Source organism: Demequina sp. TMPB413, assembly GCF_020447105.2.
GTDB lineage: Bacteria > Actinomycetota > Actinomycetes > Actinomycetales > Demequinaceae > Demequina.
This window is the reverse complement of sequence record NZ_CP096184.1, coordinates 2,206,307-2,220,033: the sequence shown is the minus strand read 5'-3', so window position 1 is coordinate 2,220,033 and position 13,727 is coordinate 2,206,307. Positions and strand designations below refer to the sequence as shown.

At 65.5% G+C, this 13,727-nt stretch carries 16 protein-coding genes; 14 read left to right on the top strand and 2 right to left on the bottom strand.

The window, feature by feature from the left end:
• Positions 1 to 157: 157 nt before the first annotated feature.
• Together LGT36_RS10590 and LGT36_RS10585 are read left to right on the top strand one after the other, a co-directional pair.
• Entirely contained in the window at positions 158 to 742 is a 585-nt protein-coding gene (locus LGT36_RS10590) for a hypothetical protein (protein WP_226264551.1), read from the top strand.
• A gap of 42 nt (positions 743 to 784) precedes the next feature.
• Entirely contained in the window at positions 785 to 1,216 is a 432-nt protein-coding gene (locus LGT36_RS10585; RefSeq protein WP_226264552.1) for a septum formation family protein, read from the top strand.
• Between the two features lie 6 nt (positions 1,217 to 1,222).
• On the opposite strand, the gene LGT36_RS10580 is transcribed toward LGT36_RS10585, so the two are convergent.
• Entirely contained in the window at positions 1,223 to 2,029 is an 807-nt protein-coding gene (locus LGT36_RS10580) for an exodeoxyribonuclease III (protein WP_226095754.1), read from the bottom strand.
• 39 nt (positions 2,030 to 2,068) lie between these two features.
• Between LGT36_RS10580 and LGT36_RS10575 the strand changes: the two genes are divergently transcribed.
• The 5 genes from LGT36_RS10575 (at position 2,069) to LGT36_RS10555 (ending at position 6,146) form a co-directional block, all read left to right on the top strand.
• Complete coding sequence (locus LGT36_RS10575) at positions 2,069 to 2,830, top strand: SDR family oxidoreductase (RefSeq protein WP_226095753.1); 762 nt, start codon at positions 2,069 to 2,071, stop codon at positions 2,828 to 2,830.
• Positions 2,831 to 2,909: 79 nt separating this feature from the next.
• Positions 2,910 to 3,476, top strand: a complete 567-nt coding sequence (gene pyrE, locus LGT36_RS10570; RefSeq protein WP_226095752.1) for an orotate phosphoribosyltransferase — start codon at positions 2,910 to 2,912, stop codon at positions 3,474 to 3,476.
• A 3-nt stretch (positions 3,477 to 3,479) separates the two neighbouring features.
• Positions 3,480 to 4,397: a hypothetical protein gene (locus LGT36_RS10565; RefSeq protein ID WP_226095751.1), complete on the top strand. Its 918-nt coding sequence runs from the start codon at positions 3,480 to 3,482 to the stop codon at positions 4,395 to 4,397.
• A gap of 193 nt (positions 4,398 to 4,590) precedes the next feature.
• Positions 4,591 to 5,553 (top strand): hypothetical protein, encoded by a 963-nt coding sequence (locus tag LGT36_RS10560; protein ID WP_226095750.1) that lies wholly within the window; start codon positions 4,591 to 4,593, stop codon positions 5,551 to 5,553.
• Between the two features lie 32 nt (positions 5,554 to 5,585).
• The gene (locus LGT36_RS10555; RefSeq protein ID WP_226095749.1) at positions 5,586 to 6,146 is read left to right on the top strand and encodes a LemA family protein; all 561 of its coding nucleotides are present in this window, start codon (positions 5,586 to 5,588) and stop codon (positions 6,144 to 6,146) included.
• Positions 6,147 to 6,170: 24 nt separating this feature from the next.
• Here the strand turns inward: LGT36_RS10555 and LGT36_RS10550 are convergent, their stop codons facing one another.
• The gene (locus LGT36_RS10550) at positions 6,171 to 6,848 is read right to left on the bottom strand and encodes a DedA family protein (RefSeq protein ID WP_226095748.1); all 678 of its coding nucleotides are present in this window, start codon (positions 6,846 to 6,848) and stop codon (positions 6,171 to 6,173) included.
• A gap of 53 nt (positions 6,849 to 6,901) precedes the next feature.
• Between LGT36_RS10550 and purT the strand changes: the two genes are divergently transcribed.
• The 7 genes from purT to fbaA all read left to right on the top strand — a co-directional run bounded on the left by purT (position 6,902) and on the right by fbaA (position 13,700).
• The gene (purT, locus tag LGT36_RS10545) at positions 6,902 to 8,107 is read left to right on the top strand and encodes a formate-dependent phosphoribosylglycinamide formyltransferase (RefSeq protein ID WP_226095747.1); all 1,206 of its coding nucleotides are present in this window, start codon (positions 6,902 to 6,904) and stop codon (positions 8,105 to 8,107) included.
• 17 nt (positions 8,108 to 8,124) lie between these two features.
• Positions 8,125 to 9,018 (top strand): ABC transporter ATP-binding protein, encoded by an 894-nt coding sequence (locus LGT36_RS10540; protein WP_226095746.1) that lies wholly within the window; start codon positions 8,125 to 8,127, stop codon positions 9,016 to 9,018.
• Positions 9,015 to 10,223: an ABC transporter permease gene (locus LGT36_RS10535; RefSeq protein ID WP_226095745.1), complete on the top strand. Its 1,209-nt coding sequence runs from the start codon at positions 9,015 to 9,017 to the stop codon at positions 10,221 to 10,223. Before LGT36_RS10540 ends, LGT36_RS10535 begins: the two co-directional genes overlap by 4 nt.
• Before the next feature lie 10 nt (positions 10,224 to 10,233).
• Positions 10,234 to 10,902, top strand: a complete 669-nt coding sequence (locus tag LGT36_RS10530; protein WP_226095744.1) for a TrmH family RNA methyltransferase — start codon at positions 10,234 to 10,236, stop codon at positions 10,900 to 10,902.
• An 87-nt stretch (positions 10,903 to 10,989) separates the two neighbouring features.
• Positions 10,990 to 11,349 carry a YciI family protein gene (locus LGT36_RS10525; protein WP_226095743.1) on the top strand — a complete coding sequence of 120 codons (360 nt, stop codon included), beginning with the start codon at positions 10,990 to 10,992 and terminating at the stop codon, positions 11,347 to 11,349.
• A complete protein-coding gene (locus LGT36_RS10520) occupies positions 11,346 to 12,632 on the top strand; it encodes an RNA polymerase sigma factor (protein ID WP_226095742.1) in 1,287 nt (428 codons plus the stop codon). The genes LGT36_RS10525 and LGT36_RS10520 overlap by 4 nt, the downstream gene beginning before the upstream one ends.
• A gap of 45 nt (positions 12,633 to 12,677) precedes the next feature.
• Positions 12,678 to 13,700: a class II fructose-bisphosphate aldolase gene (gene fbaA, locus LGT36_RS10515; RefSeq protein ID WP_226097140.1), complete on the top strand. Its 1,023-nt coding sequence runs from the start codon at positions 12,678 to 12,680 to the stop codon at positions 13,698 to 13,700.
• Positions 13,701 to 13,727: the final 27 nt, after the last annotated feature.

Below are 13,727 nucleotides of genomic sequence, written 5' to 3'. Positions count from 1 at the left end.
CGATAGCGGTACCAGGCGTAGTTGAGAAAGACGCGGGCTCCGTGCCATTACTCACAAAGTGCCCCCATAAGTGGGGGCTTGCGGGCCGGGGAGTGACCGTGGAATCCTCTTTCGCGAGGGGGGGATCTCCTTTCTCTCCACGAGGTGGAGGGGTGTCTTGATGGAATGGGGCGCCGAGCAGATCGCACTAGCGATCGCCGGTGCCCTTTTTCTTGCCTGGATTGTGGCGTCGCTTCATCCACGACTCGCGCTGTCACTGTCGACTCGCATCGTGCTGTCTGTCGCCGCCGGGGTGTACTTCTCCGCAGCCCTCGCCGCGGGAGGGTCTGCCCCTGACCGCCTGGTGCCCGTGGTGTGGTTTGTCTCATACGCCGTCGCCGTCGCGGCCACCAGAGAGTTGTGGGTGCGCCACTCGCTCCGTTCTGCTCGGGCCGCATGGTCACGAGGTCGCGGTCTTGGCGTGCTTCGCAGTACCGCAAAGGCTCTTGCGTACCCGGCCACGGCCGCCCCACCGGCACAACACGCTGTCCCCGTGCCCACGCCTGCTCTGGACCCTGCCGCATCATCAGCAGACCTCGAGGACCTCGCCTTCACGCTTCCAGAGGCACGGCCCGCGGTGGCAGCCCACGCCGCGACGCCGGCGAGCCTCCTCAGTTGGCTGGCTCTCCATGGCGACTCCGCCGTGGTGGAAGCGATCGCCTCCAGGCAAGAATCCGCCGAAGTCAGGCGGGAGGACCGCTAGCATCTGAGTGCGCCCATCCGGGCGCCCATAATGAGGGGAACAATGATGCGCATCATGGCTGCACTGGCAGGTGCCGCACTTCTGCTGGGGGGCTGCTCGATGCTGGCCGCTCCTACGGCCGACGTCGGCGATTGTATTGACCTCGATGTCAACTCGACCTCGGTCACCGAGCTCGAGGGCTTCAAGTGCTCGGAGGAGCACGACGCAGAGGTGTACTACAAGGGTGGCGCTGATATCGATGGCGACTACGACGCCCTCAAGGTCGAGGAGCAGGCGGTCGACATGTGCCTCACCGGCTTCGAAGAGTACGTAGGCATCGACTACTACTCATCCGTGCTCGACGTCTACTACGTGTACCCAGAGGCCGAAGGCTGGGGCAGCGGCGACCGCGAGGTCATCTGCGCCGTCTACACGCCTGACGAGGCTGGCGAGGTTACGAGGACCACTGGCTCGCTCAAGGACGCACAGCAGTAGTCGAGACTACGCACGAGGCAAGAGCGCGGTGTCGAGGTCGATGACCACCGGAACGTGGTCGGAAGCGCCTTTGCCCTTGCGTTCGTCTCTGTCAATGACGCACCCCGTCGCCGCTTCGGCGGCGGCGGGGGAGGCATACACGAAGTCGATACGCATGCCTTCGTTGCGTGGAAATCGCAACTGCTTGTAGTCCCAAAAGGTGTAGCGGCGTTCGTCGGGAATGAAGCGCCTGCTCAACTCCTCGAAGCCCGCCGACTCAAGCTTTGCGAGGTCCTGTCGGACCTCTTCCGTGACATGGGTGACGGCCTCCGCGTCGGCCTCGTCCCAGATGTCAGTGGGAGTCGGCGCCACGTTGAAGTCGCCGCCGATCATGACAGGCGTGGAGGTCCACGAGGCTGCCACGCCCGCCAACTCCGTCAAGAAGGCGCGCTTATACGCGTAGTGCGGGTCCGCGAGGCCACGGCCATTCGGGACGTACACGCTCCACGCACGTAGCGGACCGCACGTCGCGCCGATCGCGCGCGCCTCCACCACAGGATCGATGCCCGGCTTCCCGAAGGCAGGCTGGCCTGGGAAGGCGAGCTCGACGTCGGCGATGCCAACGCGCGACGCGATCGCGACACCGTTCCACTGACTCAGGCCGTGGGAGACCACCTCGTAGCCAGCGGCCGCAAAGGGCGCGACCGGCAATTGCTCGGGCTTGCACTTCGTTTCTTGCATCAAGAGCACGTCAATATCGCTTCGCTCCAGGTAGTCGACCACGCGGTCGACTCTGGCCCTGATCGAGTTCACATTCCACGTGGCGAGGCGCATGTCCCCACGCTACCGGCAGCACCCGCGTAGCCTGGGACCGTGGCTACAGCAATGATCACAGGAGCGAGTTCAGGGCTTGGCGAGGAGTTCGCGTGGAACCTCGCCACCGCCGGGCGCGACGTCATCTTGGTGGCGCGGTCGCGGGACAGGCTGAGCGAAGTGGCCGATCTCCTGGCGGGAGCCACCGGCGTGCGCGTCGAAGTGCTGGTCGCGGACCTCTCGACTCCGGAAGGAACACAGTCCGTCGCCGCACGGCTGTTCGACGCAGAACGTCCCGTCGACCTGTTGGTGAACAACGCTGGCATGGGGCTGAAGCGGGGCTTCCTCCACACCACCGTCGACGAGGAGCTTGCGGCGCTCGACGTGATGGTCCGCGCGGTGCTGGTGTTGTCTCATGCAGCGGCGCAGGCGATGGCCGCAAGGGGCCATGGTGCAATCCTGAATGTGTCGTCAGTCGCTAGTTGGCTCGGCAACGGCAGCTATGCGGCGCACAAGGCGTGGGTCACGTCCTTCACCGAGGGTTTGGCTACGCAGCTCAAGGGAACAGGCGTGAGCGCGACAGCCGTCTTGCCCGGCCTCACGCACACAGAGTTTCATGAGCGTGCGGAACTTGAGTCCTACGACGAGTTGCCAGAGATCGCGTGGCTTGAGCCGGAAGACGTGGTCAGGGCTGCGCTCGCCGCAGTGCGGCGCAAGCAAGTGCTCGTCACACCATCGGTGCGCTATGGCGCGATGACGGGGATCGTCAAGGTGCTGCCGCGTACCTGGGTGCGCGCCTTCGCTCGCAAGGGACCCGCGTAGTAGTCACGGGCCGCATCGCTTGGCCGCTGACGGTGTGGTCCCGGCCGAGGCTCACGCCGGCACCGGTACGCTGACGGCCATGAGCCTGACGACACCTCGCGAGCAGTTGCGCGACCTCATCACCGACTTGGCCGTGGTGCGCGGCAAGGTCACCTTGGCTTCTGGCAAAGAGGCTGACTATTACGTCGACCTGCGTCGGGTGACGCTCCACCACGCCGCCGCGCCGCTCATCGGACACCTCTTGCTCGACGCCTTGGAGGAGGCGGGCCACGGCCCGGCCGACGTTGACGCCGTGGGCGGGCTGACGCTCGGGGCCGATCCTGTCGCAGGGGCCTTGCTCCACGCCGCCGCCTCGCGCGGCCTGGAACTCGACGCCTTTGTGGTGCGAAAAGAGTCCAAGGCCCACGGACTGCAGCGCCGTATTGAGGGGCCCGACGTGAGCGGTCGGCGAGTCGTTGCGGTGGAGGACACCTCGACCACGGGTGGATCTGTACTCACCGCTGTCGAGGCACTGCGCGAGGCGGGTGCTGAGGTAGTCGCCGTTGCCGTGATCGTCGACCGTGACACTGGCGCTCGGGAGAAAATCGAAGCGGAAGGGCTTCCGTACCTGTCTCTGTATGGGTTGGCCGACCTCGGACTGGAGTAGGCCATGTGGTGGACGAACCTCGTGATGGCGCGCAATGTCTGGCGCTGGGTCTACGTCCTCATCTTCATTTGGGCGGTTGTTGCTTTCATCACCCACACCTTCACACCGCTCACAGGGTTTCTCATGGTGATCGCCTACGCAGCGGCGGGGCTTGGCCAACTCGCGACCGAGTCACGAGTTGGTCGAGCACGCATGACGGCGGTGTGGTTCGCCGACCATAGCGATTGGGCATTCGAGGACCGGCACAACGGCTTGTTTCGTGCGATTGAGACGCCGCCGTTCGGTGCGCTGGAAGTCTCATACAGCAACGTGGTGACGGGCCGTTTTGACGGCCACGAGTGCTTCGACGGCGTGTACGAGTGGGGGTTGCTCAAAGGTGACGGGACGGCGGGGCGGTACAGGGTCGCGGCGGTGAGGCTGCCGGCTGAGCTCCCTCGCCTCATCCTGATTCCAGAGAGCCGTGGTGCACGGCTCGTCAAAGCCCTCGGCGGTGCCGACCAGAACTTCGAGTCGAGCACGTTCAATAGCTCTTGGCGCGTGTTGGCCGATGACGCGCGGGTGGCATCGGACATGCTAAGTCCGCGCGTGATGAGTGAGCTTGAGAAGCTCAACCTCAAGTCGCCACTGCTGTTCGAGGCCGGGTGGGGCATCAGCCTCGACGACTTCTCCAAGGGGGTCGACACCCTCGATGAAAGGCTCCGCGGAGTTCTCGCGGTGGCGCGACTCATACCGCAGCACACCATTGACGATCGCTCCAGCTTGAGTCGCCAGGACGTGCCGCGCGACACCGTCTACTACCCGCGACCTCTTGATGCGGATGACCAGCGGAGGAAACCAGCGGTGCGTGGACGTCAAGACGGGGGCGGCGCTGCCGCCCAACCCGTCCAACTGCCTCCCACCGCGACGCCAGGTGCGCAGTAGCACGGCGCGGTAGTCGCCCGAACAGTTCAGCCGTGGCTGGCGCCAGCGGCGAAGCGGCACCGCACGGTCGAGGCGAAAGGCCCCGTTCTCGCGCTCAACGCTCGATAGGCTCGCGTTCATGAGAGCGCCCCTTCCCTTGAAGCATTCCCACGCGCGCAACGCGCGGTTGGCCGACCTCGGACTGGAGTAGGCCATGTGGCTCGCACAACTGGCGGCTCCGCGCAACGTGCGTCGATTCATCGGCGCGGGGCTGTTCGCGGTTGCCGGGCTCGCTTTGTACATCGGCTTCGTCACGCCGCTGATGGCCGTGCTCGCGCTGATCGGCGTCGTCACGGTGGCAGGCTCGTTCTTCGCGGACACTGCGCTCGCAGGTCATCGTCGACGCGAGGCGCAGGCCTTCGCTGCGAGACACGGTTGGACCTACCACACACAGTTGTCAGGACTTTTGGCGACGCTGCGGACTCCGCCCTTCAACACGTCAACCTCACGCTACATCCATGTCATCGCGGGACGATTCGGCGGATTCGAGTGCTACGACGGCATCTACGAGTGGCATGTGCGCGTCCATGACAGTCTGACATTGACCGGCCGTCACCGGGTATCGGTGGTCAGGCTCCCGGACGAGTTACCGCGCCTGATGCTCATTCCCGAGGGAGTGACCTCTGCTCTCACGAAGCTCTTGGGAGGCGCCGACCGCGACTTCGAGTCTGCGTCGTTCAATCGAAACTGGCGCGTGGTGTGTAGCGATGCTCGTATCGCTCACGACATGCTCGGACCGCGCGTGCTGCACAGTCTTAACGCCCTGACTCCGCGGGCACCGATGCTGTTCGAACGTGGTCTCGCCGTCAGGATTGATCGCGAGGGAGAAGGGATCTCGTCCTTGGCCTCCCGGCTGAGCGGCCTGATTGCGATCGCACGGTACTTGCCGCGTCATACCGTTGACGATCACGGTCGGCTGGCGAACTCGCCAGGACCACTGCCCTCGATGAGCACTCCCGGTGCGTTGATCGGCGGCTACAAGCCCGAGATCCGAGACGCAGACGAGCAACACGTGCTCTATGCCAAGCGCCGCAAGTACGACGCTCGATTCTCCCAGAAAGATCAGTCATCCACCGATGACGATGGCCGCCTGGCGCCAGGTCCCCCTGCCCGATAGCATCGGCGACGTAGCGAACTGAAGGAGTTCTCGTGGAAATCGTCCTGGTCGTCGTCCTCGTCGTGCTGGCGCTTGTCGCCGTGTGGGCGGTCGCGCTGTACAACAGCCTGGTTCGCTTGCGGAACCTGGTGCAGGAGGCGTGGCGCCAGATTGACGTGGAGTTGCAGCGTCGCCACGACCTGATCCCCAACCTGGTGGAGACGGTCAAGGGCTACGCCGCTCATGAGAAGGGCACTTTCGAAGAGGTCACGCGTGCGCGCAACTTGGCCTCTGAGCCTGGCTCTTCCGTCGCCGAACAGGCGCAACAGGAAAACATGCTCACCCAAGCGCTCGGCCGCTTGATCGCGGTGGCGGAGGCTTACCCAGACCTCAAGGCGAACCAGAACTTCCAGCAACTTCAGCAGGAGCTCACCAACACTGAAGACCGCATTGCCGCCGGCAGGCGCTTCTACAACGCGAACGTTCGCGAGCTCAACACCAAGATTGAGGTCTTTCCCAGCAACATCGTCGCCTCGATGTTCGGCTTCACCCGCGCCGAATACTTCGAGATCGAGGACGCCGCTGTACGCCAGACCCCCACGGTGGAGTTCTAGCGTCTCCGCTTCCAGGGCGAGGCGCTAGTCCGACTCAACGGCGTCCATCAGGCGCGAAGCCTTGCGCGCTTCGAGGCGGTGCTTGAGCCACTCGACGGCGATCGGGATGAGCGACACGCCCACGATCAAGATCAGGGCAATCTCAATGTTGTTCTTCACCACGTCGAATCGGCCGAGCCAGTACCCCAGCAACGTCACGCCAACGCCCCATAGCAAGGCTCCGATGGCGTTGTAGCGCAAGAAGTGCTTGTACTCCATCTTGCCGATGCCAGCGGCTACAGGGATGTAGGTGCGGACGAACGGCACGAACCTGGCCAGAATGATGGCGCGACCGCCGTAGCGCTCGAAAAAGGCGTGAGTCTGATCGATGTACTGCTGCTTGAAGAAGCGTGAATCGGGGCGCCTGAAGATGGCGGGGCCGGCCTTGCGACCAATGGCGTAGCCCAGCTGGTCTCCCAACAGTGCAGCTCCGAACAGGGCAAGGCATGCCACCCACAACGGAACCTCGAGCGCTCCTGTACCGATGAACAGGCCGACAGTGAAGAGCAGCGAGTCTCCCGGCAGGAAGGGAAAGAGCAGCCCGGTCTCGATGAGCACGACGACGCAAATGGCGACGAGCGCAGCGGCGCCGAAGCGGTCGATGAAACTGTTGATGAGGATCTCAGGATCCATCCAATCGGGAAGCAACATCGGTGCGCGCATTTGACAAGCGTAAGCCAGCGGCGTGAGCCCTCAGCGCCTGCCAGGATGGGGAGATGACGTACACAACCACCGCTTTGGGCACCCCTTTGTCCACCGGAGCCACCCGGGTCTTGCTCTTGGGTTCAGGAGAACTCGGCAAAGAGGTCGCCATTGAACTTCAGCGCTTCGGCGTCGAGGTCATCGCGGCAGACCGGTACGCGGACGCCCCCGCGATGCAGGTCGCGCACCGGTCGCACGTGGTGGACATGCTTGACGCCGACGCCTTGAGCGCCCTGATCGACCAGGAGCGCCCGCATCTGGTGGTGCCGGAGATCGAGGCGATCGCCACCGAGGTGCTGCTCGAGGTCGAGTCTCGCGGCATCACGGTGGTTCCGACCGCTCGTGCGACACACCTGACGATGAACCGCGAGGGGATCAGGCGCCTCGCAGCCGAGGAGTTGAGACTCCCCACGTCGCCGTACCGCTTTGTCGACTCGCTCGAGGCTCTCCACACGGCAGTGGCCGAGTTGGGCACACCTTGCGTCGTGAAGCCCGTCATGTCGTCGTCGGGGAAGGGTCAGTCAGTGGTCAAGACCCCGGCCGACGCCGATGCTGCGTGGCGGTATGCCATGGAAGGGGCGCGCGCCGCTGGCAGCAGAGTGATCGTCGAGGGCTTTGTCGACTTCGACTACGAGATCACGCAGCTGACGGTGCGACACGTCGGAGGGACCCTGTTTCTCGATCCGATCGGGCACGTACAGGAGGACGGCGACTATCGCGAGTCGTGGCAACCGCAAGCGATGTCTCACGAAGCCCTCGTACGATCGCGAGCCATCGCCGAGGCCGTCACCGGGGCGCTTGGCGGTTGGGGTGTCTTCGGAGTGGAACTCTTTGTGCGCGGCGACGAGGTGCTGTTCTCCGAGGTGTCGCCCAGGCCGCACGACACCGGCCTCGTCACCCTCGTCTCGCAAGATCTCAGCGAGTTTGCTCTTCACGCGAGGGCGATTCTTGGCTTGCCAGTGCACGTCACGACGCTCGGCCCTTCGGCGTCGTGCGCCGTCTTGGTGGAAGGGCAGGGAGTGGCGACATTCCACGGCGTCGGCGATGCGGTGGCGGTGCCTGACACGGACATTCGACTGTTCGGCAAGCCCCGCGTCGAGGGCCGACGCAGAATGGCGGTGACGCTCTCAAGAGGCGTTACGGTAGACGAGGCTCGCGCTCGAGCACGCGACGCGAAGGCGGCGCTCTCGGTCGAGCTGACAGACATTTCACCGGCGTGATTGCTAAGGAGAGCCACATGCCCTTGACGTTGCACGTCAGCGGCTTGACGCAGAGTTTTGGGAACCGGAAGGTGCTCGACAACGTCACTTTTGACGTGCGGCCGGGTCGTGTGACGGGATTCGTTGGCGCTAACGGTGCCGGCAAGACCACGACCATGCGCGCGATCGTGGGAGTGCTCGCACCTGACGCGGGTACCGTGACGTGGGGAAACGCCCCCATGACTCTCGATGCGCGTCGGCGCGTGGGTTACATGCCAGAAGAGCGCGGGCTGTATCCCAAGATGAAGGTGCGCGACCAACTGGTCTATCTCGCGAGGATCTTCGGCGTGGAGACCACGGTTGCGGGTGAAAGGGCCGACGCGCTCCTCGCCGATTTCGGCCTGGCGGATCGCGCTGGGGATCTGTTGCACACACTGTCACTGGGCAATCAACAGCGGGTGCAGGTGGCTGCGGCTCTCATCCACGAGCCTGAGTTGCTCGTGTTGGACGAGCCCTTCAGTGGCCTCGATCCGATCGCGATGGATGCGATGGCGGAGCGACTCACAGAGCGAGCGCGGGCCGGAGTCCCCGTCCTGTTCTCGAGCCATCAACTCGATCTGGTCGAGCGGCTCTGCGACGACATCGTGCTCATTCACGAGGGTCGCGTTCTTGCGGCGGGAACCGCCCAAGCGCTTCGCGACGAGCGTGCGGGTTCTCGCTACCGTGTGGGCGTTGAGGGTGCGCCGGAATGGCGGCCGACGCTCGCGGGCGCTGACGTGGTTGCCGTCGGTAGCGAGTCTTCGGTGATCGAGCTGGGGGAAGGCGTCGACCCTCAAGCGCTGCTTGCCGATGCTCAGCGCGCCGGGGCGGTCACCCACTTCAGCAGGGCCGTGCCGTCGCTGTCAGAGCTGTTTGCGGAGGTGACCCGATGAGCGTGAACCGTGGCGAATTGGTGAGGATCATCGCCGGACGGGAAATCAACGTCAAGCTCCACGACAAGGGTTTTCTCGCGTCGACGGTGATCTTCATCGCCGTGATCATCGCGTCGATTGCGCTGCCAGCGATGCTCTCCGGAGGCGCGCCGTCGTACACGCTAGCCGTGGCAGAGGACGCGTACGAGGTCTCAGATGCGGCGGTGAATCTCGTCTCCGCGCCGGACGAGGCCCGACTTCCCGGAGTGCCGAAGGCTGACGTCACCATCGTCGAGGCTCAGTCGGTCGAGGCGGCGCTGGAGGACGAGAACGTCACCGCAGTGCTGAGCGTTGACGGCGGCCGCGCGGTCCTCACGGGCCGTGAAGGCGTTCCCGACGAGTTGACGAGCCTTGTTGCCGCCGCGTCGGCGCAGGTGACGTCTCAACAGGTCGCCAGCGAAGCGGGACTCACGAACGAGCAACTCAGCGCGCTCGTCGCTCCCACACCGCCGCGAGTGGACATCCTCGAGCCGGGGCCTGACTACGCCGTGCCGCCGCAACTCCTTGTGGTCGTCTTCGGATTCCTGTTCTACTTCTCGGTGCTGACGTTCGGGATCGCGATCGCGCAGTCAGTGGTCGAAGAGAAGCAGTCGCGCGTGGTCGAGTTACTGGTAGCGGCGCTGCCGGTGCGGTGGTTGCTCGCAGGCAAGGTCGCTGGCAACGCGGTGATGGCGATCGCGCAGGTGGCACTCATCGTCGGCGCGGGGCTGGTGGGCGCAGGCCTGGCGGGCCAGGGGGACATCGTGAGTCAAGCGCTCGGAGCCTCGGGGTGGTTCTTGCTGTTCTTCGTGTTGGGGTTCCTGATGCTCGCGTGTCTGTGGGCCGTCACGGGTTCGCTCTCGGCGCGCATCGAGGACCTGCAGTCATCGACGTTGTACATGCAGTTGGCCGTCATGATCCCGTTCTTCGCCGCCGTCTTCCTCACCGAAGAGAGCCCACTGCGCGTCGTGTTGTCCTACGTGCCGCTCACGGCGCCGCTCATCATGCCCGGTCGTGTGGCCACCGGCGATGCCGCACTGTGGGAGCCGGCTATCGCGGCGGCCATCGTCGCCGTGACGGCGGTGGTGCTCATCATCGTGGGCGCCAGGCTGTACGCGGGTTCCGTCCTCAACACCTCCCAGCGCACCAACCTGGTGGCGGCGTGGAAGAGCGGCGGCCGCGCGTAGCCTGTCAGTCATGGACGAGGCACCCGTAGCGGCGGAGGAACCGTTCGTTGGGGAACCTGCCAGCGTCGGCGTCGGGCCTTGGGAAGGCGACCCACCTACCGACCCGCGCCTCGACCCCGCCCTGCTGAGCGGCGGGGATCGCCGCAACGTCGTCGACAAGTACCGCTATTGGCGCCACGAGGCCATCGTGGCGGACCTCGACGAGCGTCGTCACCCCTTCCACGTCGCGATCGAAAACTGGCAACACGACTTCAACATCGGCTCCGTGGTGCGCACCGCCAACGCCTTCATGGCGCGCGAGGTGCACATCGTCGGCAACCGGCGTTGGAACCGCCGCGGCGCCATGGTGACCGACCGGTATCAGCACGTGCGGCACCACTCCTCCGTCGAGGAGTTCGCGCAGTGGGCGCGGGGAGAGGGCCTGCCGGTCATCGGCATCGACAACTTGCCTGGCTCCGTTCCTCTCGAGACGTATGTGCTGCCGCGGGAGTGCGTGCTGGTATTCGGCCAGGAAAGCGTCGGCCTCTCCGACGCGGTGCGGGAGGCGGCCGACGCCACGCTCGCCATCGCGCAGTACGGCTCGACGCGCTCCATCAACGCAGGGGCGGCGGCAGCCATTGCGATGCACAGTTGGGTGCGCCAGCATGGGGACATCGAGGCGGGGCACGCCGCTATCTGACACGAAGAGTGTCGATGTGGACCCGGTGTTGCGTCATGAGGGTGAGACCCGGGGCTGGCTCGGGCTCGTACGTTCAAGGAGACCGACGTGCAATACCTACTGATCATCGCCTCTGACCCCACGCTGCCCTCGCCCGAGCCGGGAGCCCCGGAGTTCGGTGCGTACATGCAGGCGTGGACCGACTACACCAACGAACTGACGGCCGCAGGCGCCCTCGTGGCAAGCGAGGCGCTGCTACCCGTCGAGACCGCCACTACCGTGCGCCACAAGGACGGCGCCACGCAGGTCCTTGACGGCCCCTTCGTGGAACTCAAAGAGCACCTTGGTGGCTTCTACCTGATCGACGTCGACACCCTTGACGATGCGATCGAATGGGCCCGCAAGCTCCCCGTCGGCGAGGGGGCCGTCGAGGTGCGGCCCATCATGGACCTCTCCGCGTTCATGTGACCACCACCAAGGCAGCGGCCGACGCGCTCACGCGGCTGGCTCGCGAGGAGGGTGGGCGGTTGCTCGCCCTCCTCGCGGACCGCGCCGGCAGCGTCGATGTCGCCGAGGAGTGTCTTCAAGAGGCGTACGCCCGCGCGGCGACGGCTTGGAGCGAGGAGATCCCCGCGAACCCCGCCGCGTGGGTCTATACGGTGGCGCGCAACGTGGCCGTCGACCGCGCGCGGCGTGAGGCCGCACGGAGGCGACGAGCCGTCGCACACGCGCCGCTGATCGAGGCCGAGGCAGGCGCGGGCGCCGATGAGGATCCGCGGCCTATCGAGGAGTTGGCCCACGTGGGGGACGAGCAACTCAGGCTCATGCTGCTGTGTTGCCACCCGGCGCTCGCGCGCGACGCGCAAGTGGCGCTCACGTTGCGGCTCGTCGGGGGACTCACGACGGCCGAGATCGCGGCCGCGTACCTGGTGCCGGAGGCGACCATCGCACAGCGACTCGTGCGTGCCAAGCGCAAGATCAGGGATGCCAGGATTCCGCTCATCATCCCGGCCGACCTCTCCGAGCGGGCGGAGACTCTTGCGACCGTCCTGGGTCTGGTGTTCAACGAGGGTTACCTCGCGCACACGGCCGACGCTGGCGGGTTGACGCGCTCGGCACTCGCGGATCAGGCCATCCGGCTCACGGCCACGGCGGCAGATGCGCTACCTAACGAACCCGAACTGGGAGGGCTGCTCGCGCTTCAACTCTTTCACCGCTCCCGTGAGGCGGCCAGGGTGGATCGCAACGGAGTGCTGGTGCCTCTCGGGCGTCAGGATCGGACGTTGTGGGACAGGGTCCGCATCGCTCAAGGCTCCATGGCACTGTCCGTCGCGCTCGCACAACGGCGCATGGGGCCGTGGCAGGTGCAGGCCCTCATTGCGGCGGAACACACGCACGACGCGACGGACTGGGAACGCATCGTGCGCTTGTACGACCTGCTGTTGACGATGACCCCCGGCCCCGTCGTCGCGTTGAACCGTGCCGTCGCGGTGGCGGAGGCGCGCGGGCCATCGGAGGGTCTCGCCGAGGTGGAGCGCATCGAGGGGCTCGCGAAGTACCACCTGTTTCACGCGGCCAGAGCCCACCTCCTCGAGCGGCTGGGCGACACCACTGAGGCACTCGCGGCGTGGCGGGTTGCCGCTGCCCTCACGACCAACCACTCGGAAGCCGCGTTCGCCGCCTCCCACATAGACCGCTTGGCCAGCCGGGTCCGGGACGATGGGCCGGGAGCGTCGGGCCCTGGTTTCTGACACAATAGGCGGCGGTTACTACACCCACTTATTCAGGAGTTACGCATGGCCCTCGCCACCCCCGAGTCCTACAACGCGATGCTCGATGCCGCCAAGGCTGGCGGATACGCCTTCCCGGCGATCAACATCACCTCGTCGTCCACCATCACGGCAGCCATTCAGGGCTTCGCCGAGGCTGAGTCCGACGGCATCATCCAGGTTTCGGTCGGCGGCGGTCAGTACGCCTCCGGCGCCGCACGCGTGAAGGACCAGGTGGTTGGCTCGCTCGCCCTGGCCGCTTACGCCCGCGAGGTCGCCGACTCCTACGGCGTCACCATCGCCCTGCACACCGACCACTGCCACGCTCAGTACGTCGACAACTGGTTGCGTCCGCTGCTCGCCGCCTCGACCGAGAAGGTCAAGGCTGGCGGTCTGCCGATCTTCCAGTCGCACATGTGGGACGGCTCCTCCGTCCCGATGGACGAGAACCTGAAGCTCGCCGAGGAATTGCTGGAGCTGTCGCAGGCTGCCAACACCATCCTCGAGATCGAGATCGGCGTTGTCGGTGGCGAAGAGGACGGCCACGCAGCAGAGATCAACGAGAAGCTCTACACGAGCGTCGAAGACGGCATGGCGACGGTCAAGGCGCTCGGCACCGGCGAGAAGGGCCGCTACCTCACGGCGCTGACCTTCGGCAACGTGCACGGTGCCTACAAGCCAGGCGCCGTGAAGCTGCGTCCCGAAATCCTCGGCGAGATCCAGACGGCCGTCGGCGCGAGCGTCGGCAAGGACAAGCCTTTCGACCTGGTGTTCCACGGCGGCTCGGGCTCCACTGCCCAGGAGATCGCGACCGCTGTCGAGTTCGGCGTCATCAAGATGAACGTCGACACGGACACCCAGTACGCGTACACGCGTCCCGTCGTTGACCACATGATGAAGAACTACGACGGCGTGCTCAAGGTCGATGGCGAGTGGGGCAACAAGAAGGCTTACGACCCCCGCGCATGGGGCAAGCTTGCCGAGGCAGGAATGGCCGCTCGCGTGGTCGAGGCCTGCCAGCAGCTCGGCTCGGCTGGTAAGAAGATCTAGGTATTGCGATGCGGAACGCCCCCGGTC